This window comes from Dietzia maris, from assembly GCF_014144855.1.
Taxonomy (GTDB): domain Bacteria; phylum Actinomycetota; class Actinomycetes; order Mycobacteriales; family Mycobacteriaceae; genus Dietzia; species Dietzia kunjamensis.
Window position 1 is genome coordinate 1 of the sequence record NZ_JAALDN010000078.1, and the last position, 17,470, is coordinate 17,470.

Sequence of the window (17,470 nt, forward strand, 5' to 3'; positions counted from 1 at the left end):
GTCGTGTCTTGTGCCACCATGGAGTGACACTAATCCCACTCCTCGGGCAGGGGAGGGCGTTTCGCCCGGCCGGCGGGTCGGCCGGCCGGCCGGGCAGGGCTCGCGTCAGAGCTGGCGCGCCACCTCGGAGGCGACCAGGTCGAGGTGGTCCAGGTCGGACATGTCGAGCACCTGCAGGTAGATGCGCCGGGCACCGATCGCCGCGTACCGGCCGATCGTGTCCACGACCTCGTCCGGGGTCCCGGCGGCGCCGTTGGCCCGCAGTTCGTCGACCTCGCGGCCGATGGCGTCCGCCCGCCGGGCGATCTGCGCCTCGTCGCGCCCGCAGCACAGGACGAGCGCGGCCGAGCGGATGATCTCCTCGGGGGCGCGGCCGCGCTCGGCGCACGCCTCGTCGACCCGGCGGTACTGCGTCGCCACGGTGTCGAGGTCGGCGAACGGCACGTTGAACTCGTCGGCGAACCGGGCGGCCAGCGCCGGGGTCCGCTTCCTGCCGTGACCGCCGACGATCACCGGCGGGCGCTGCTGCACGGGCTTGGGCAGGCCGGGGGAGTCCACCATCTCCACCCGCTTCCCGTGGACGGAGACCGTCTCGCCTGCGGGCGTCGACCAGAACGCCTCGAGCGCCCCGAGGGTGTCCTCCAGCAGGTCGAACCGCTCGCCCAGCGGCGGGAAGGGGATGCCGTAGGCGGTGTGCTCGTCGGCGTACCAGCCGGCGCCGAGTCCCACGTCGAGGCGGCCACCGGACATCTCGTCGACCTGGGCCATCGAGATCGCCAGCGGGCCCGGGTGGCGGAACGTCACCGAGGTGAGCAGCGTGCCGAGCCGGATGGTCGAGGTCTCGCGGGCCAGGGCGGCGAGGGTCAGCCACGCGTCGGTGGGGCCGGGCAGTCCGCTGATGTCGCCCATCTTGAGGTAGTGGTCCGACCGGAAGAAGGCCTCGTAGCCGAGGTCTTCCGCCGCGCGGGCGACGGCGAGCTGGTCGGCATACGTCGCGCCCTGCTGGGGCTCGACGAAGACGCGGAGGCTGACCGGAGAATCACTGGGCATGCCCTCCAGCATGCCGCCGGGTGACCCGCCCGCGCCAACCGCCGGCCCGCGTCAGGGCTAGTTGGTGTCGGCGACCAGCGGCTCGATGGTGAGGTGTTCCATCTCCTTGGTGATGTACTGCAGCCGCCACTTGTCACCGAACAGGGCCAGCAGTTCGCCGTCGGTGCGTTGGAAGACCTCGACCCCGCGCTGGCGGCCGAGTTCGCCGGCCGACTCGGCGTCGGTGCGGCGGGCGATCGTGTACGGCAGGTTGTCCACCACGACCTCGACGTTGAACTCGGCCTTCATCCGGGCTGTGACCACCTCGAACTGCATGGGGCCGACCGCGGCCATGACCGGGTTCGCGTCGCCGCGGGTGTCGTTGCGTAGGATCTGCACCACGCCCTCGGCGGCCAGCTGGTCGATGGCCTTACGGAACTGCTTGTACTTGCCCAGTGACTGGGCGCGGACCACCGCGAAGTGCTCGGGGGCGAACTGCGGGATCGGCGGGAACTGCACCTTCCTACCGCTGTAGAGGGTGTCGCCGGGGGCGAGGGCCGTGGCGTTGACCAGGCCCACCACGTCGCCGGGGTAGGCGGTCTCCACGGTGGTGCGGTCGCGGCCGAACACCGTCAGCGCGTACTTGGTGGTGAACGGCTTGCCCGTCTGGGCGTGCTGGACCACCATGCCGCGCTCGAACTCGCCGGAGACCACCCGCATGAACGCCAGACGATCGCGGTGCGCGGCGTCCATGCCGGCCTGCACCTTGAACACCATGGCGGAGAAGGGCTCCGAAGTCTTCCGCGGTTCGCCCGAGACGGTCGGCCACTCGCGCGGCGCCGGGGCCAGCTCGACGAGCGCGTCGAGGATCTGGTGGACACCGAAGTTGAGCATCGCCGAGGCGAAGATCACCGGGCTGGTCTCACCGGCCAGGTATAGCTCCTGGTCGTGGTCCTGGCCCATCGCCGAGAGCAGCTCGGACTCCTCGACCGCGGTCTCCCACACGTCGCCCTCGCGCTCGGCGGCGGTGTCCGGGTCGTAGTGCTCCTCGGGGGCGATCGTCGACCCGCCGGCGGTGCGGGTGAAGTGCACGTACTCCTCGGGGGCGCCGTCGTCGCCGCGCCGCAGCAGGCCGCGGTAGTCGCCGGCGATGCCCACGGGCATGAACAGGGGGGTGGGCACGAGGCCGATCTGCTCGGTGATCTCGTCGAGCAGTTCGAGCGGCGCCCGGCCGGGCCGGTCCCACTTGTTGATCACCGTGATGATCGGCAGACCGTTGTGCTTGCACACCTGGAAGAGCTTGAGGGTCTGCGGCTCGAGACCCTTGGCGGCGTCGATGAGCATGACCGCCGCGTCGACCGCGGTGAGGACGCGGTAGGTGTCTTCGGAGAAGTCGGCGTGGCCGGGGGTGTCGACCAGGTTGATGACGTACGGGTCGTCGCCCGGGTTCGAGCCCTCCGGTGCGTAGGTGAACTGCAGCGCGGTGGAGCTGACGGAGATGCCGCGGGCCTTCTCCATCTCCATCCAGTCCGACACGGTGGACCGGCGGCCCGACTTGCCGTGGACGGCGCCGGCCTCGGTGATCACCCGCGCGTGCAGCGCGAGCGCCTCCGTGAGCGTGGACTTGCCGGCGTCCGGGTGGGCGATCACGGCGAACGTCCTGCGGCGCGCGACTTCGGACGTGACGTCCCCGGCGGCGTCCGCACCCGTGGCGTGCCCGCCCGTTCCGGTGTCCTCGGCGGTCTCGGTCACGCGCACTCCTTCTGGCAGTCGACGGCCCTCGTCGTCGTCACCCAGCGTACGTCCGCCCACGGGTGAGCACACAATCCGGCGGTGCGACCCACGAGGTCGGTGTGGCGCGTGAAACGCGAGGTCAGGCGCGGCGCCTGCGCGGATCGAGCGCGCCAGTCGATAGCTTTCGTAACGAGTGAGCGTGCCCCGACCGATGAACCGTGAACGACGCTGGAGGCGTTCGGCGGGGGCGTGCTCACCCGGCACGGGTACCTCGACGAGTTGGAGCGGCGCGGGTTGTCGGACGGCTCGCTCACCGACCTCACCGGGCTGGCCGAGCGGTCGGACGAGGACCTGACCCGCGCGCTGCTCACCTGGGTGGTCCGGTCCGAGCGGTTCGTCGACGGTGCGATCGCGGAGTCGCTGACGGAGGGATCGCTCGTGGCGCTTCTCGACCGGCTGCAGGAGCTCTATGAACTGTGACGTTGCTGAACTGTGATGTCCACGCCGGGCGCCGCGGGTCAGGGCCGGTCGCGCAGGGCGGCGAGGTAGCGGCGGGTGATCCGCTCCTGTTCGAGTCGGGCGATGGGTGCACCCAGCCGGGCGAGCAGGGTGGCGTGCGCGGATTCACCGGTGAGGGTGAGGGCGACGGCGTCGGTGACGGAATCGTGCCGGACGAGGAACGTCTCCCATCCGCGCTCGGGGTGGCCGGGTAGGGCGCGGTAGGTGAACCCCCGCGCGTCGGGGCGGTCAACGACCTCCGTGACCTCGCAGGGCGCGGCCAGTCGCAGCCACGCCCCGGGGCCTGATCGCGGCCGGAGGATGACGGTGCGGCCGGGGGTGGCGGGCCCGGTGGCGACGACGACGAGGCCCGCCCGCCGGTGCAGGTCCCAGCTGACGAGTGCTGCACTCGCGCGGCGGAAGAGATCGGCACCGGAGCCCAGGTGGGCCTCGCGCTCGAACCGCCGGGAGCGCGTCACGCGGAGTGGACCTGGTTCTGGGCCGTCTCCAGCCCGTGCTTGAGGAGGAGTTCCACGGCGTCGGCGGCGTCCTGGATGAGGAACGGCACATCGGGTTGCTCGAGCTTGGAGAAGCGCTTGAGTACGAAGTCGGCCACCGCCATGCGGCCCGGCGGGCGGCCCACCCCGGCGCGGACGCGGATGTAGTCGCGGGTGCCGAGGGAGCCGGACAGCGAGCGCAGGCCGTTGTGGCCGCCCTCGCCGCCGCCGCGCTTGAGGCGGACCTGCCCGAAGTCGATGTCGATCTCGTCGTGGATCACGATGATGTCGGTGGGCGTGACCGAGAAGTACTTGGCGACCGCGGCGACAGGCCCGCCCGAGAGGTTCATGTAGCTGCGGGGGCGGGCCAGGACCACGGGCTTGTCGGCGAGCCGGGTCTGGGCGATCTCGCAGTTGGTCCGCTTGTGGGTGGAGAAGCTCGCCGGCATCGGCAGGGCGCGGGACGCCAACTCCTGCAGGACGTCCCAGCCGATGTTGTGGCGGGTGCCCTCGTAGTCGGGTCCGGGGTTGGCCAGACCCACGACGAGCGTGGGGCCGGGCGTGGGGCCGGGCGTGGAAGCGGTAGTCACGGGCCCATGATCCCAGACGGCGCCGGCCCGCCCGGGCGCACCTGTCCGATCAGTTCCGCAGCTCGGCGGGCGGTGTCGAGGACGGCGGCGGTGAGGGCGTCGAGGTCGGGTGACTGCAGTTTCCAGTGCTGCCAGAACAGGGGGACGTCGAGGAAGTGGTCGGGGGAGACGTCCACGATCTCGCCGGAGACCAGCCATGGGGTGGCGAGGTGCTCGGGGATCAGGCCCCAGCCCAGCCCGGCGACGATCGCCCGGACGTGATCGTGCGAGCTGGGGATGAAGTGCCGGGGCCCGGTGGGTTCCCGGCGGGCCAGGCGGCGATAGTGGTTGTTCTGGTGGCCGTCGCTGCGGTCGAAGTCGACGATGGGCGCCCGGCCGAGCGCGGCGGTGGTCGAGCCGTCACGCAGGTGCCGGGCGACGAACCCGGGGCTCGCGCAGGCCAGGTACCGCATGGATCCCAGGGGCTGCGAGCGGCAACCCTGGACCGGCCGGGACTGGCTGGTCACCGCGGCCATCACCTCGCCGCGCCGCAGCAACTCGCTGGACAGGGACTCGTCCTCGCGGCGGATGTCGAAGACCACCCGGCCGGCCGCGTGGACCTCGGTCATGGCATCGAGGAACCAGGTCGCCAGCGAGTCGGAGTTGCACGCCACGGCCAAGATCACGTGTTCCTGGGCCGACGCCGGGTCGTCGAGTTCGCCGGCGAGGGATTCCTCGAGGTGGAGCATCTGCCGCGCAGTGCGCAGCACGATCTCGCCGGAGGCGGTGGCGGAGATCGGCCGCTCGCGACGGACGAGGATCCGTCCCGCGGACTCCTCGAGTGCGCGGACCCGCTGGGACACCGCCGACTGGGTGATGTGCAGGTGGGCGGCGGCGGCCTCGAACGAGCCGAGGTCCACGACGGCGGCGAGGGTGCGGAGGTGATCGAGTTGCAGGCTGTTCATAAGCACAGCTGATGCTAGTGCAGAAAGTGCAGTGGCACTACTGATGAAACCGGGCCTACGGTGACGTCGTGACCGCTACTTCCACACTTCTCATGGGCGTCGGCATGGGCCTCGGGCTCATCGCCGCCGTCGGCGCGCAGAACGCCTACGTCCTCCAGCGTTCGATCCGTGGCGATGTGGCGATGGTTCCCATCGTCGCCTTCTGCGTGGTGTCCGAGGCCGCGCTCATCCTGCTCGGGGTGGCGGGCGTGGGGGTGCTCATCGAATCGGCGCCGGCGGCGATCACGGTCATGAAGTGGATCGGGGTCGTGTTCCTGCTGGCCTACGGGGCGTTCGCCGCGTCCCGCGCGATCCGGCCCGGCGACGGGTTGCAGGTCGACGGCAACGCGCGGGTCCCGTCGACGCTCGGGGCGCTGGCGGCGTGCGCGGCGTTCACCTGGCTCAACCCGCACGCCTACCTCGACTGCGTGGTGTTCCTCGGCACGCTCGCCAACCAACAGGGGACCGACCTGCGCTGGGTGTTCGCGGCCGGGGCCTTCATCGCGGGCGTGCTGTGGTTCTCGCTCATCGGGTTCGGTGGCAAGGCGTTGCGGGGGCTGTTCGCCAGGCCCGGGGCGTGGCGGGTGCTCGACGCCGGCATCGCCGTGATGATGCTGGTCCTGGCGATCGGCCTCGTCCGCGGCTGACCCACCGGCGTCGTGTACTTCCCGCCCGGTGACGGCCCGCCGGTGCAGTCGTATCGCTGATACCCCCCGGTGGCAGGTGCCCGGGAATGCCGTTCGGGTGCAGCCGCCCGCCGGCCTGGCGTCTCGCGTGACCCGCTGGGCAGGCCAGACGCCATCGTGGGGAGCGAGAGTAGCTGGGGCGGGCAGGCGCTCGACGCGCGAACAGCGACGGGCCCGGCACGACGCTTCAGTCGTGCCGGGCCCATGACCGGGTGCCGCCGGTCTGGCGGCGCCAGCCTGGATCAGACGGCGCCAGCCTTGTTCAGGCGGCGTCCGCGTGGTTCACGCGGGGGAGGATCAGCCCTCCTCGGCGGCCTTCGCGGCGTCCTCGGCGGCCTCGCCCTGGGGCGCTGCCTCCTCGTCGTCCTCGAGGTCGGACTCGGACGGCGCCTCGATGACGTTGACCAGCAGGGTCTCCGGATCGGAGACCAGGGTGGCGCCGGCGGGCAGCGTGATGTCGGCGGCGGTGAACTGGGTGCCGGCCTCGACGTCCTCCACCGAGAGCGTGAACTCCTCGGGGATGTCGGTGGCCTCGACCTCGATCTCGATGTAGTCGGCGTCCGTCGTGACCAGGGTGCCGGGGGCGGCCTCACCCTCGAGGACGACGTAGACCTCGACGACGACCTTCTCGCCCTTGCGCACGACGAGCAGGTCGGTGTGCTCGATGATGCGGGTCAGCGGGTGCACGTCGATCTGCTTGGGCAGCGCGAGCTGCTCCTCGCCCTCGATGTCGAGGGTGAGCAGGGAGTTGGTGCCGTGCGCGCGGAGCACGGCGGCGAACTCGAGCGCGTCGAGCAGGAGGTGGCGGGGCTCGGTGTGGTGGCCGTAGAGCACCGCGGGGACCTTGCCCTCACGACGGGCGCGGCGGGCGGAGCCCTTGCCGAACTCGGTGCGGGTGGAGGTCTTGAGGTTGTTGATTTCCTTGGCCATGACTGCCTTTTCGTCGGGTGGGAGAGCGGGACGCTCTACGGGTGATGACCTCCTCGGCGATCGAGACGATCGCCGGGCCGGTCCACCGGGACCACGCCGACAATGATCGCGTCGATAACGGAGTGGCCCGGGTTGATGCGGGTCCTCCCTCGCCGAGATGACCCGACCAGCCTAGCGCCGAGGGGTGCGGGGCCCAAAATCGCAGCGAACCCGCCGCCCCGGGTGTGGGGCGGCGGGTCAGTCGCTGTCCCGGCTAGGTGGGCCAGCAGGTGCAGCGGGTCAGCCTGGGTGGTGGGTCAGAGGATCTCCTCGACCGCCGCCGTGGGACGCGCGAGGCGGGTGCCCTTGTCGGTGACGACGAAGGGCCGCTCGATGAGCCGGGGGTGGGCGACCATCGCGGCGAGCAGGTCGTCATCGGAGGCGTCGATGAGGCCGAGCTCGGTGAACTCGGATTCCTTGACGCGCACCGCCTCCCGCACCGTCAGACCGGCGTCGGAGATGAGGGTGCGCAGCTGCTCGACGTCCGGGGGAGTGTCGAGATACTTGATGACGGTCGGCTCCACACCCCGTTCGCGGAGCAGCTCCAGCGCCTGCCGGGACTTGGAGCAGCGGGGGTTGTGGTAGATCGTGGCGCGCCCCGCCGGGTCCGCAGTCATGTCAGGCGTTCCCGTTGAAGAGGCTGGTCACCGACCCGTTCTCGAAGACCTCGTGGATGGTCCGGGCCAGCAGCGGCGCGATGGACAGCACGGTGAGGTTCTCGAACCGCTTCTCCGGCGGGATCGGCAGCGTGTCGGTGGTGATGACCTCCTTGGCCCCGCAGTTGGCGAGACGCTCGGCGGCCGGATCGGAGAAGATGCCGTGGGTGGTGGCGATGATGACGTCGCCGGCTCCGGCGTCCTTGAGGACCTTGACGGCGCCGGCGATGGTGCCACCGGTGTCGATCATGTCGTCCATCAGGACGCAGGTCTTGCCCTCCACGTCACCGACCACGCGGTTGGACTTGACCTGGTTGGGCACGTTGGGATCGCGGGTCTTGTGGACGAAAGCGAGCGGCGCGCCGTCGAGGGCGTCGGCCCACTTCTCGCCCACCTTGACGCGGCCGGCGTCGGGGGAGACCACGACGATGTTGTCGGTCCCGTAGTGCTGCCGGACGTAGTCCGAGAGCTGGCCCTGGGCGTGCATGTGGTCCACGGGACCGTCGAAGAAGCCCTGGATCTGGTCGGTGTGCAGGTCGACCGTGATGATGCGGTCCGCGCCGGCGGCCTTGAGCAGGTCCGCGATGAGACGGGCCGAGATCGGCTCGCGGCCGCGGTGCTTCTTGTCCTGCCGCGCGTACGGGTAGAACGGCAGGACGGCGGTGATCCGCTTGGCGCTTCCCCGCTTGAGGGCGTCGATCATGATGAGCTGCTCCATGATCCACTTGTTCAGCGGCGCCGGGGCACTTTGCAGCACGAACGCGTCACAGCCGCGGACGGACTCCTCGAAGCGAACGAAGATCTCGCCGTTGGCGAAGTCCCGGGCGGTCTGGGGGGTGACCTCGACGCCCAGTTCGGCGGCGACCTGGTCGGAGAGTTCGGGGTGCGCGCGCCCCGCGAAAAACATCAGGTTCTTCTGGTTGTCGATCCACTCGCTCACTGCGTGAGTCCGTCCTTCTGGGAGTCGTTCCGGGCACGACGGGCGGCCTCTGCCGAACCGGAATCGGGCCGGTTCTCGATCACCCAGTCGTCGATGTTCCTCTGTCGTCCGCCCGAGACCGCGAGGGCTCCGGGTGGGACGTCGTCCTTGATCACGGTACCCGCGCCCGAATAGGCCCCGTCTCCGACGGTCACAGGTGCGACGAACATGGTGTCCGAACCGGTGCGGCAGTGATCGCCGATCACTGTACGGTTCTTGTTCACCCCGTCGTAATTGACGAACACGCTCGACGCCCCGATGTTGGTGTGCTCGCCGATCGTCGCGTCGCCCACGTAGGTCAGGTGCGGCACCTTGGTGTTCGCCCCGATCGTCGACTTCTTGACCTCGACGAACGTGCCGATCTTGCTCCGCTCGCCCAGGTCCGCCTCGGGCCGCAGGTAGGCGAACGGGCCCACCTCCGCGCCAGCCCCGATTGTGGCGCGCACCGCATGTGAACGCACGACCGTGGCGCCCTCGCCGACCACGGTGTCCTGCAGGGTGGTGTCCGGTCCGACGGTCGCGCCGTCGCCGATCTCGGTGGCGCCCGTCAGGTGGGTGCCCGGCAGGATCGTCACGTCGCGACCCGTTGCCACGCCCACGTCGAGCCACGTGCTGGACGGGTCGACGATCGTCGCGCCGCCCCGCATCGCCGACTCGCACAGGCGACGGTTCATCTCCCCGGCCAGGGCCGCGAGCTGCACGCGATCATTGACGCCGGCGACCAGGTCGGGGTCCTCGACGCGGTGCCCGCGGATGAGCCCGTTGTCGCGCCGCGCGAGCTGGATGACGTCGGTGAGGTACAGCTCGCCCTGCGAATTGTCCGTGCTCAGCTGTCCCAGCTTGTCCCGCAGGACGAGGGCGTCGAAGGCGTAGATGCCGGAGTTGACCTCGTCGATCGCCCGCTCGTCCTCCGAGGCGTCCTTGTGTTCGACGATCCGCAGCACTTCGCCGTCGTCGTTCCTCACGATGCGGCCGTACCCGGTGGGGTCGGGCGCCGTCGACGTCAGGACGGTGACCGCAGCGCGCGGTCGCAGGTCGTGGCGTGTGACGACCTCGCGCAGGGTGTCGGCGTCGAGCAGGGGGATGTCCGAGGTGGTGACGAGCACGGTGCCCGAGAAGTCGGCGGGCAGTCCCGACATCCCGGCCGCGACGGCGTCGCCCGTCCCGTTCTGCTCCTCCTGCACCGCGGTGGAGACCGGCACGCCGAGCTCGGCCGACAATTCGTCGACCGCCGCCGAGACCTGGTCGCGCTGATGGCCGACGACCACGACGATCGCGTCCGGCTCGAGCCCCGCCGCGGCGTGCAGTGCGTGGCCGAGCATCGTCCGCCCGCACACCCGGTGCAGCATCTTGGGGGTGGCGCTCTTCATCCGGGTGCCGGATCCGGCGGCCAGGACGATGACCGCGGTCTGTGCATGGTCGGGCGCTGAACGGTCGGTCTCGGGTGTGGTCATCGAGTCTCCTCGGCGCGCCGCACGCGCACGGTGGTGGTGATGGATGGGTCCGGGTACGTCCGGCGAGCGGACAGGGTCCCAAGGCGGACAGAGCCCCAAGGATAGAGGGTGACTCCGGCGATTCGAACCGTCTTGAGGCGGAGTAGCCTGCCCCGCGTGTCAGTTCTGAGGCGCCAGCTGGCGGATACCCGCCCACTCCGGGCGCCGGACTTCCGCAGGTTGTGGCTCGCCAACATCGTCACGGTCATCGGGGCGCAGCTGTCGATCGTCGCGGTGCCGCAGCAGGTCTTCGAGATCACGCGCAGCTCTGCGTATGTGGGGCTCACCGGCGTGTTCGCGCTGGTGCCCCTCGTGGTGTTCGGCCTGTGGGGCGGCGCGCTGGCCGATGCCCTCGACCGGCGTCGCCTGCTCATGGTCACCACCACCGGGCTGATCGTCACTTCACTGCTGTTCTGGGCGCAGGCCGCGGCGGGCAACCGGAACGTCTGGGTGGTGATGGTGCTGCTGTCGGTGCAGCAGGCGTTCTTCGCGGTCAACCAGCCCACCCGCTCGGCGATCATCCCCCGGATCGTCCCCTCCGACCAGCTTGCCTCCGCCTCGGCCCTGAACATGACCGTGATGCAGTTCGGGGCGATCGTCGGGCCCCTGTCCGCGGGCATCCTCATCCCGGTCCTGGGCCTGTCGACGATGTACCTGTTCACCGCCGTCGCGCTGCTGGCCACCCTATACGCGGTGTTCCGGCTCCCGCCGCAGCCGGTGGCGGGGGAGCGGGGGTCGGTGGGGCCGCGGTCGGTGATCGACGGGTTCGCCTACCTGGCCACCCGCCGCATCCTCCTGGCCTCGTTCCTCGTGGACATCATCGCGATGGTCTTCGGCATGCCGCGGGCCCTGTTCCCGCAGATCGCCACCGAGTCCTTCGGCGACCCCGCGACCGGCGGGACCGCCCTCGGTCTGTTGTTCGCCGCGATGAGCGTGGGCGCCGTGGCCGGCGGGGTGTTCTCCGGGTGGATCCCGCGCGTGCGGCGGCAGGGCCTGGCGGTGCTGGTGTGCGTGGCGCTGTGGGGCGCGGCGATGGTCGCGTTCGGGGTGTTCGTGGGCGCGGCCTCGCCCGGCGGATCCGCGTGGTGGCTGTGGCTGGCGCTCGCCGCGCTGGCGTTCGGCGGAGCCGTCGACATGATCTCGGCCGCGTTCCGCCAGGCGATCCTGCTGGATTCGGCCACCGACGAGATGCGCGGCCGTCTGCAGGGCGTGTTCATCGTGGTCGTGGCCGGTGGCCCGAGGATCGGCGACGTCGCGCACGGCGTGGCGGCGGCCTCGGTCGGCACGGCGGTCGCCGCGTCGGGTGGTGGCGTGCTGGTGGTGATCGGCGTGGTGATCTGCGCGATCGCTTTCCCGGCGTTCTTGCGCTACACCGTCCGCAGCGCGGTCGAGCGGAGCACCAAGGGTTAGACCGCCGGGTACTGCTCGCGGCGCAGGAACCGCGCCAGGTGCACCGCGTTGGACGACAGCGTGGTGATGGTCGAGGCCACGGCCGACGGCGTGGAGTCGAGGTCCTTGTAGTCCACCGGGTTCATGGCCTCGTTGTTCCAGTAGGTGCAGCCCTGCGCCGGGATGGTGAACCCGATGTCGTTCAGGCCCTGGAACATGTCGGCGACGATCTTGTGCGCGCCGTCCTCGTTACCCACCACCGCGACCACGGCGACCTTGCCGAACATCGCCGGACGGCCATCGTCGTCGGTCGCCGACAGCTGCGCGTCGAGACGCTCCAGCACCCGCTGCGCGATGCTGGACGGATTACCGAGCCACGTCGGCGTGGACAACACGAGGACGTCGGCGGTTCGGACCTTGTCGAGGATGGCGGGCCACTCGTCGCCGTCGCCCATGTCATCGTCGACCCCCGGACGGACGTCGTGATCCGCGACCCGGACGGTTTCCCCGCCCACGCCGTGACCGGCGAGTTCGTCGAGGACCTGCCGGGCGATGAGGTCGCTGCTCGACTCGGCGGGCGAGGCCTTGAGCGAGCACACCAGGGCGAGTGCCTTGAGATCGGTGTCCATGCCCGGACGATAGGACCACCCCACCCGCCGGACAACCGGTTCCGCGGGCCCGGGCCACCATGACCGGTGGAGGGCCGCGGGTGCGCCCCCTACGGTGGGGCCACTACGGCTGACGAGCGGAAGGGGCACGCGTATGACCACGGACAGGACGGTGGCCGACCTCGTCGTCGAACGACTGGTGGCCTGGGACGTCGAACGGATCTACGGCTACGCCGGGGACGGCAACAACCCACTGCTCGGCGCGTTGCAGCGCGCCGAGATCGCCCCGACGTTCGGGCGGGCCCGCCACGAGGAGTCGGCGGCGTTCATGGCGGTGGCCGACGCCAAGTACTCGGGCGCGGTCGGGGTGATGATTTCCACGCAGGGCCCCGGCGCGATACACCTGCTCAACGGCCTGTACGACGCCAAACTCGACAGCGTGCCCGTGGTGGCGCTCGTCGCGCAGCAGCACACCAGCGTGCTCGGTTCGGGCTACCAGCAGGAGATCAACCTCGGCGACGTCTTCGCCGACGTGGCCGGGCCGTACCTGCAGACGGTGTCGTCGGCCGAGCAGGCGCCCATGGTGATCGACCGGGCGTTCCGCTCCGCGCTGACGCACCGGACCCCCGTCGTCGTCATCCTTCCCCACGACGTGCAGAACGCCGAGGCCCCGGAGCTGGGCGAGGACCTCGACCAGGAGCACGGGGTGGTGGTCACCGCCCCCGAATGGACCCACGGGGTCACCGTCCCGCGCGATGACGACGTGGCGCGCGCCGTGGAGGTGCTCGACGCGGGGGAGCGGATCGCGATCCTCGCGGGGCGCGGCGTCGCCGGTGCGCAGGCGGAATTGATGGAGCTCGCCGAGCGCCTGGACGCCGGCGTGACGATGAGCCTGTTGGGTAAGCCCTACGTGGACGAGTCCTCGCCGTTGGTGGGCGGGACCATGGGCCATCTGGGGACGACGGCGAGCGCGCGCATCCTCCAGAACTGCGACACCCTCCTCATCGTCGGATCGAACGACCCCTGGACCGAGTTCTACCCGGAGCCCGGGCGGGCGCGGGCCGTGCAGATCGACCTCGACCCGGTGCACCTGGCCAACCGGTATCCGATCGAGGTCGGCATGGTGGGCGACGCCGCGGCCGCACTGCGAGAGCTCACCGGACGCGTGGCCGACCGCGACCGCTCCGCCTGGCGCGGCGACGTGGAGACGTGGGTGGGGCAGTGGTGGGAGATCTCCCGCATGCGCTCCGAGGTGCCTGCCCGGGGGCTCAATCCCGAGCTGGTCGCGCGGCGACTGGGCGAGCGCCTGCCCCACGACGCACGTCTCGCCGTGGACGTGGGCAGCAGCGTCTACCACTACGTCCGACAGATCAGCCTGCCGACGACCGTCCCTGCGCACCTGTCGAGCACGCTGGCATCGATGGGCTGCGGGATCCCGTACGCGATCGCCGCCAAGGCCACCGCGCCCGCCAAGCCCGTCGCGGTCCTGGCCGGGGACGGGGCCATCCAGATGCTCGGCATCAACGAGCTCATCACCGTCTCCGAGGCGTGGCCGAGCTGGGAGGACCCGACGATGGTGATCGTGGTGCTCAGCAACCGGGACCTGGCGGAGGTGAGCTGGGAGCAGCGCGAGAGCGAGGCCCAGCCGCGGTTCGCCCGGTCGCAGGACGTGCCGCCGTTCGACGTGGCCGGCTACGCCGAACTGCTGGGGCTGCGCGGGGTGCGCGTGGACGACCCCGACCAGCTCGTGCCCGCCCTGGAGGAGGCGTTCCTCGCGGACCGGCCGACCGTGATCGACGCGATCACCGACCCGGACATGCCGTTGCTGCCGCCGTTCCCGCACGGTAGGGAGATGGTGGAGTCGATGCGTACGGGCCTGCGCGCGGAGGGTGCTGCCGGAGAGCACGCCCTCGAGCTGCTGGAGGCCTACGCCCGGATGGAAGAGGAGCGATTCACGTGACCGGAATGAACGGACCCGGGCAGCCCGGGCAGGACCCGGCCTTCCAGCCCGATGCCGAGGTGGAGAAGAAGCCGCGGCGCGCACGGCAACCGGCGTTGGCGGTGTTCGCGATCATCGCGATCCTGCTGCTGGTGCTGGCCGTGGGGATCTTCGGCGGGATCTTCTAGCTCCCCCGCCAGGACTCGAACCTGAAATGCCTGAACCAAAATCAGGAGTGTTGCCGATTACACCACGGGGGAACGGCCCGCGAACGGGCCGTCACCAGTCTGGCACATGAGATCGGGCCCACCGATGCGCACCTGCGCACCGATGGGCCCGACCCGACGTGAGCAGCGGTGTTGCCGCCGAACGGGGGGAGCGGAATCCGCGCGTGGCTATCCTCGGGGTATCAGCAAAAGGGGTGGGGAATGACGGGCGTGGGCGTACCGGCACCGAGGACCAGGATGTCCGCCGCCAAGCGGCGGCAGCAGCTGGTGGAGGTCGGCCGACGGATCTTCGCCGAGAACGGCTACGACGCCGCGACGGTGGAGGACATCGCCGCCGCGGCGGGGGTGTCCAAGCCGGTGGTCTACGAGCACTTCGGAGGCAAGGAGGGGCTCTACGCGGTCGTGTGCGACCGCGAGCTCGCCTACCTCGGCGCGGAGATCACCGAGGCGCTGCAGGGCGAGGGGTCGCGGCGGCGCATCGAGCGCGCGGCGATGGCGCTGCTGCGCTACGTCGAGGAACGCACGGACGGCTTCCGCATCCTCGTGCGCGAATCGTCCCCGGTGGGTGGGGGCTCGTATTCGACCCTGCTCAACGACGCCACGGCGAGCGTGACCTACATCCTCGAGGAGGAGTTCGTCGCCCGCGGGTTCGACCCCATCACCACCAGTGTGTACGCGCAGGCTCTGGTCGGGATGGTCTCCGGGACCGCCCAGTGGTGGCTCGACGCCCGCACGCCGCCCAAGGAAGAGGTCGCCGCGCACATCGTCAACCTCTGTTTCAACGGGCTCTCGCACCTCGATCCCTCGCCGACGCTGGAGGTCGACGTCCTCGAGAAATACAGCGGGCCGAGCCACCCCGGCGGCACGCCGCAGGGTCGCGACATGCGCCCGGGGCCCGGAAGCCCGTAGTAGGTCGCTCCCCGTCGCGCGAGGCCGGGCCCGGCACGGTCGGGCGACGGACTCTGCCGGTGGATGAGGGTGGCGCGGTTCAGGCTGCGACGGCCACCCGGTGCTCGAGCCGGTCGGAGTCGGCGCGGAGACGGAACGCCACGGCGGCCATGACCCCGCCGACGGCGAGGCCGAACCAGCCGGCGAAGGTGACGACCGTGTCGACCGCCGCCGGGCCCACGACGCCCAGCCCGAGACCCACCACCGCCAAGACGACGCCGAGCGTCACCATGACCCACGAGTCGGGGATGTCGGAGCGCAGGGTCTGGGCTCCGTAGGCGACGAGGGCGCCGGAGGCCACCAGCCAGGCGGCGAACAGCAGAACCAACGCGGTGGCCGAGATGCCGGGCCAGAACAGGACGACCAGCCCGAGGATCATGAATCCGGCGCCGGCGAGGATGAGGCCACCGCGGCCGGGGGTCCGGTCCGGGAGTGCCACTCCGGTCGTCACGGTCATGGCGCCGTCACCGATGGCGAAGGCCGCCACGAGGAACACCGCGAGCGTCATGCCCGTGGTGGGGGAGGCCAGTGCGGTCGCGCCCAGGGCGATCGCCAGTGCTCCGCGGATGAGCTGGATCCACCAGTTCCGGGTCAGTGATTCGATCATTTCTCCACCTTTCCTGCGCTGACGTCTGCCGCCGCGCGTACTGTAGTGATCACTACGGTAAGTCTGATCCGGGGCGATTCGCAATGAGTCGCCGGACACAGGGAGCGGGGGAGCGGATAGTGGGGAAGCCGACGGGGACCACGGGCAGGCGCACCCGTGCCAAGGGCCGGGAGTCCCGGCAAAGGATCATCGAGGCGGCCGCCGCGGTGGCCGGTGAACGCGGGTACGAGGGGACCTCGATCGCGCAGGTCAGTAAGGCGAGCGGGCTCCCGGCGAGCTCGATCTACTGGCATTTCGCGGACAAGGACGCGCTGCTGGCGGCGGTTGTCGAGGAGAGCGTCGAGCTGTGGCTGGGCCAGGTCACCCGCGGGGAGGGTGAAGCCCTCCGGGAGCGCGTGACCGCCTTCTGCCTGGGCGTGGCCCGGACGTTCCGCGAGTCCCCGGACTTCCTCCGGCTGGGCCTGATGCTGGCGCTGGAGCAGCGTCCCGTGGAGCCGGCCGCCCGGGGAATCTATCTGCGCCTGCGCGGGGACGCCCTGGAGCGCATCGCGGCGGAGTTCCGGCGGGTCCGTCCGCGGCTACCCGAGGCGGATGCCCGGGTCCTCGCCACCTATGCACTCGCCGGCGGCGACGGGATCTTCCTCGCGTCCCTGACCGGGGACGCCGACGTGACCGAACTGTTCCGGCTCCATACCGAGGCGATAGTGCACCTCGTCACTCGGGCCGAGGCGTCGGCTCCGGAGCCCGAACCGCAGCCGGAGGCGGAGCCGGACTAGCTGCAGCCGGACTAGCTGCCGCCGGCAATCAGGTGCGGCGGAAGACCTCGAGGAGGAAGCGTTCCTCGCGGTGGTGGACGATCCGCGTGAGGTCGGTGCGGCGTGCGAGTGCGGCGTGGACGTCCTCGCCGTGGCAGGCGTGGTCGTCCGACTGACCCAGCCAGTGGCAGGCCGCGACGGTCCCGCCGGGTTCGGCCAGCGTCAGCAGTGCGGTGAGTAGCTCGTCGAGCCCGTCGGCTGGCGGGTAGTAGAGGAACTCCGAGAGCACCAACAGGTCGCAGGACCGCCCGGGCCACGGGTCCAACGCGTCGGCGGTGCGCACGTGCACGTGGTCCAACCCCGCGCGGTCGATGCGCGCGCGGGCCTGCCCGGCGGCGGTGTCGACGACGTCCACCGCGTGCACCTCGTCGCACCGCCCGGCGAGCATCTCGGTGAGCACCCCCACCGAGCAGGCGGGCTCGAAACACACGCGGTACCGCTGCTCGGGGAGAGAGGCGACGAGGAGCCCGTAGCGCCGCAGTTCGTACCACGAGCCGGCGAAGTCCCAGGGGTCTGCCGACCCGGAGTACATCTCCTCGAAGTAGTGGCCCGGGGTGCTCACCAGAACACCGTCTCGGAGCGCGTGACCAGGCGGTCGAGGATCCAGTCGGGCAGGATCGCCTCGTCCCCCGGCCGATCGGACAGCGGAGCGACCTGGGTGACGAACTCCGCGACGGCAGCGTGCTTGGCGGCGAGTTCGGCGTCGGTGAGCACGACGCGGCGCCGCCGGTTCCAGGGCACGCGCCGATCGCCGGGCTCGGCCCAGTGCCAGGTCCACACCGGGTACTCCGCCAGGCGCGCTCCGGTGGCGGCGCAGGCCCGG

At 70.9% G+C, this 17,470-nt stretch carries 19 protein-coding genes, 1 tRNA gene and 1 pseudogene; 7 read left to right on the plus strand and 14 right to left on the minus strand.

Annotated elements, in window-relative coordinates; all coding sequences use genetic code 11:
- Positions 1-105: 105 nt before the first annotated feature.
- The gene (locus tag G6024_RS02880; RefSeq protein ID WP_159147936.1) at positions 106-1,050 is read right to left on the minus strand and encodes an LLM class F420-dependent oxidoreductase; all 945 of its coding nucleotides are present in this window, start codon (positions 1,048-1,050) and stop codon (positions 106-108) included.
- 57 nt (positions 1,051-1,107) lie between these two features.
- Positions 1,108-2,781, minus strand: coding sequence for a peptide chain release factor 3 (locus G6024_RS02885; RefSeq protein WP_132061720.1), 1,674 nt, complete (start codon positions 2,779-2,781; stop codon positions 1,108-1,110).
- Between the two features lie 231 nt (positions 2,782-3,012).
- On the opposite strand from G6024_RS02885, the gene G6024_RS02890 reads away from it, so the two are divergent.
- Positions 3,013-3,243, plus strand: a complete 231-nt coding sequence (locus G6024_RS02890) for a DUF6508 domain-containing protein (RefSeq protein ID WP_159147938.1) — start codon at positions 3,013-3,015, stop codon at positions 3,241-3,243.
- A 38-nt stretch (positions 3,244-3,281) separates the two neighbouring features.
- Here the strand turns inward: G6024_RS02890 and G6024_RS02895 are convergent, their stop codons facing one another.
- Genes G6024_RS02895 through G6024_RS02905 form a run of 3 tightly spaced genes read right to left on the minus strand, consistent with a single transcriptional unit; the run spans position 3,282 to position 5,292 of the window.
- Positions 3,282-3,740 (minus strand): DUF1990 domain-containing protein, encoded by a 459-nt coding sequence (locus G6024_RS02895; protein ID WP_120283914.1) that lies wholly within the window; start codon positions 3,738-3,740, stop codon positions 3,282-3,284.
- A complete protein-coding gene (pth, locus tag G6024_RS02900; protein ID WP_132061722.1) occupies positions 3,737-4,348 on the minus strand; it encodes an aminoacyl-tRNA hydrolase in 612 nt (203 codons plus the stop codon). The genes G6024_RS02895 and pth overlap by 4 nt, the downstream gene beginning before the upstream one ends.
- Positions 4,345-5,292 (minus strand): LysR family transcriptional regulator ArgP, encoded by a 948-nt coding sequence (locus tag G6024_RS02905; protein WP_200841544.1) that lies wholly within the window; start codon positions 5,290-5,292, stop codon positions 4,345-4,347. The genes pth and G6024_RS02905 overlap by 4 nt, the downstream gene beginning before the upstream one ends.
- A 68-nt stretch (positions 5,293-5,360) precedes the next feature.
- On the opposite strand from G6024_RS02905, the gene G6024_RS02910 reads away from it, so the two are divergent.
- Positions 5,361-5,978 carry a LysE/ArgO family amino acid transporter gene (locus G6024_RS02910; RefSeq protein WP_069389952.1) on the plus strand — a complete coding sequence of 206 codons (618 nt, stop codon included), beginning with the start codon at positions 5,361-5,363 and terminating at the stop codon, positions 5,976-5,978.
- A gap of 336 nt (positions 5,979-6,314) precedes the next feature.
- Here G6024_RS02910 and G6024_RS02915 read toward each other — a convergent pair whose 3' ends face one another.
- From G6024_RS02915 to glmU, 4 genes are all read right to left on the minus strand, one after another.
- Positions 6,315-6,947 (minus strand): 50S ribosomal protein L25/general stress protein Ctc, encoded by a 633-nt coding sequence (locus G6024_RS02915; RefSeq protein WP_067713359.1) that lies wholly within the window; start codon positions 6,945-6,947, stop codon positions 6,315-6,317.
- A gap of 296 nt (positions 6,948-7,243) precedes the next feature.
- On the minus strand, positions 7,244-7,603 hold the full coding sequence (gene arsC / locus G6024_RS02920) for an arsenate reductase (glutaredoxin) (protein WP_159147940.1): 360 nt from the start codon (positions 7,601-7,603) through the stop codon (positions 7,244-7,246).
- A gap of 1 nt (position 7,604) precedes the next feature.
- Positions 7,605-8,582: a ribose-phosphate diphosphokinase gene (locus G6024_RS02925; protein WP_067713365.1), complete on the minus strand. Its 978-nt coding sequence runs from the start codon at positions 8,580-8,582 to the stop codon at positions 7,605-7,607.
- Positions 8,579-10,075, minus strand: a complete 1,497-nt coding sequence (glmU, locus tag G6024_RS02930; protein WP_119192033.1) for a bifunctional UDP-N-acetylglucosamine diphosphorylase/glucosamine-1-phosphate N-acetyltransferase GlmU — start codon at positions 10,073-10,075, stop codon at positions 8,579-8,581. The genes G6024_RS02925 and glmU overlap by 4 nt, the downstream gene beginning before the upstream one ends.
- A 165-nt stretch (positions 10,076-10,240) precedes the next feature.
- Between glmU and G6024_RS02935 the strand changes: the two genes are divergently transcribed.
- A complete protein-coding gene (locus G6024_RS02935) occupies positions 10,241-11,524 on the plus strand; it encodes an MFS transporter (protein ID WP_119192044.1) in 1,284 nt (427 codons plus the stop codon).
- On the opposite strand, the gene G6024_RS02940 is transcribed toward G6024_RS02935, so the two are convergent.
- On the minus strand, positions 11,521-12,132 hold the full coding sequence (locus tag G6024_RS02940) for a flavodoxin family protein (RefSeq protein ID WP_119192034.1): 612 nt from the start codon (positions 12,130-12,132) through the stop codon (positions 11,521-11,523). The genes G6024_RS02935 and G6024_RS02940 overlap by 4 nt on opposite strands.
- A gap of 133 nt (positions 12,133-12,265) precedes the next feature.
- Between G6024_RS02940 and G6024_RS02945 the strand changes: the two genes are divergently transcribed.
- Positions 12,266-14,071, plus strand: a complete 1,806-nt coding sequence (locus G6024_RS02945; protein ID WP_159147942.1) for a thiamine pyrophosphate-requiring protein — start codon at positions 12,266-12,268, stop codon at positions 14,069-14,071.
- Positions 14,068-14,238 carry a hypothetical protein gene (locus G6024_RS02950; protein ID WP_159147944.1) on the plus strand — a complete coding sequence of 57 codons (171 nt, stop codon included), beginning with the start codon at positions 14,068-14,070 and terminating at the stop codon, positions 14,236-14,238. The genes G6024_RS02945 and G6024_RS02950 overlap by 4 nt, the downstream gene beginning before the upstream one ends.
- On the opposite strand, the gene G6024_RS02955 is transcribed toward G6024_RS02950, so the two are convergent.
- Positions 14,239-14,310, minus strand: a tRNA-Gln gene (locus tag G6024_RS02955).
- A 204-nt stretch (positions 14,311-14,514) separates the two neighbouring features.
- On the opposite strand from G6024_RS02955, the gene G6024_RS02960 reads away from it, so the two are divergent.
- Entirely contained in the window at positions 14,515-15,186 is a 672-nt protein-coding gene (locus G6024_RS02960; RefSeq protein WP_067713378.1) for a TetR/AcrR family transcriptional regulator, read from the plus strand.
- A gap of 79 nt (positions 15,187-15,265) precedes the next feature.
- On the opposite strand, the gene G6024_RS02965 is transcribed toward G6024_RS02960, so the two are convergent.
- On the minus strand, positions 15,266-15,832 hold the full coding sequence (locus G6024_RS02965) for an HdeD family acid-resistance protein (RefSeq protein WP_159147946.1): 567 nt from the start codon (positions 15,830-15,832) through the stop codon (positions 15,266-15,268).
- A 119-nt stretch (positions 15,833-15,951) separates the two neighbouring features.
- Here G6024_RS02965 and G6024_RS02970 point away from each other — a divergent pair, with 119 nt between their 5' ends.
- Positions 15,952-16,608, plus strand: a complete 657-nt coding sequence (locus G6024_RS02970; protein ID WP_235027738.1) for a TetR/AcrR family transcriptional regulator — start codon at positions 15,952-15,954, stop codon at positions 16,606-16,608.
- Positions 16,609-16,636: 28 nt separating this feature from the next.
- Here the strand turns inward: G6024_RS02970 and G6024_RS02975 are convergent, their stop codons facing one another.
- Positions 16,637-17,209 carry an SAM-dependent methyltransferase gene (locus G6024_RS02975; RefSeq protein ID WP_119192038.1) on the minus strand — a complete coding sequence of 191 codons (573 nt, stop codon included), beginning with the start codon at positions 17,207-17,209 and terminating at the stop codon, positions 16,637-16,639.
- A pseudogene (locus G6024_RS02980) lies at positions 17,206-17,470 on the minus strand (PIG-L family deacetylase); the annotation flags it as partial. The gene G6024_RS02975 and the pseudogene G6024_RS02980, both read right to left, overlap by 4 nt.

What these genes read in the sequence shown, in the direction of transcription:
- G6024_RS02880 (WP_159147936.1), bottom strand. Translation starts at nt 1,050, where the DNA reads ATGCCCAGTGATTCTCCGGTCAGCCTCCGCGTCTTCGTCGAGCCCCAG.
- G6024_RS02905 (WP_200841544.1), bottom strand. Translation starts at nt 5,292, where the DNA reads ATGAACAGCCTGCAACTCGATCACCTCCGCACCCTCGCCGCCGTCGTG.
- G6024_RS02915 (WP_067713359.1), bottom strand. Translation starts at nt 6,947, where the DNA reads ATGGCCAAGGAAATCAACAACCTCAAGACCTCCACCCGCACCGAGTTC.
- arsC (WP_159147940.1), bottom strand. Translation starts at nt 7,603, where the DNA reads ATGACTGCGGACCCGGCGGGGCGCGCCACGATCTACCACAACCCCCGC.
- glmU (WP_119192033.1), bottom strand. Translation starts at nt 10,075, where the DNA reads ATGACCACACCCGAGACCGACCGTTCAGCGCCCGACCATGCACAGACC.
- G6024_RS02940 (WP_119192034.1), bottom strand. Translation starts at nt 12,132, where the DNA reads ATGGACACCGATCTCAAGGCACTCGCCCTGGTGTGCTCGCTCAAGGCC.
- G6024_RS02945 (WP_159147942.1), top strand. Translation starts at nt 12,266, where the DNA reads ATGACCACGGACAGGACGGTGGCCGACCTCGTCGTCGAACGACTGGTG.
- G6024_RS02960 (WP_067713378.1), top strand. Translation starts at nt 14,515, where the DNA reads ATGTCCGCCGCCAAGCGGCGGCAGCAGCTGGTGGAGGTCGGCCGACGG.
- G6024_RS02965 (WP_159147946.1), bottom strand. Translation starts at nt 15,832, where the DNA reads ATGATCGAATCACTGACCCGGAACTGGTGGATCCAGCTCATCCGCGGA.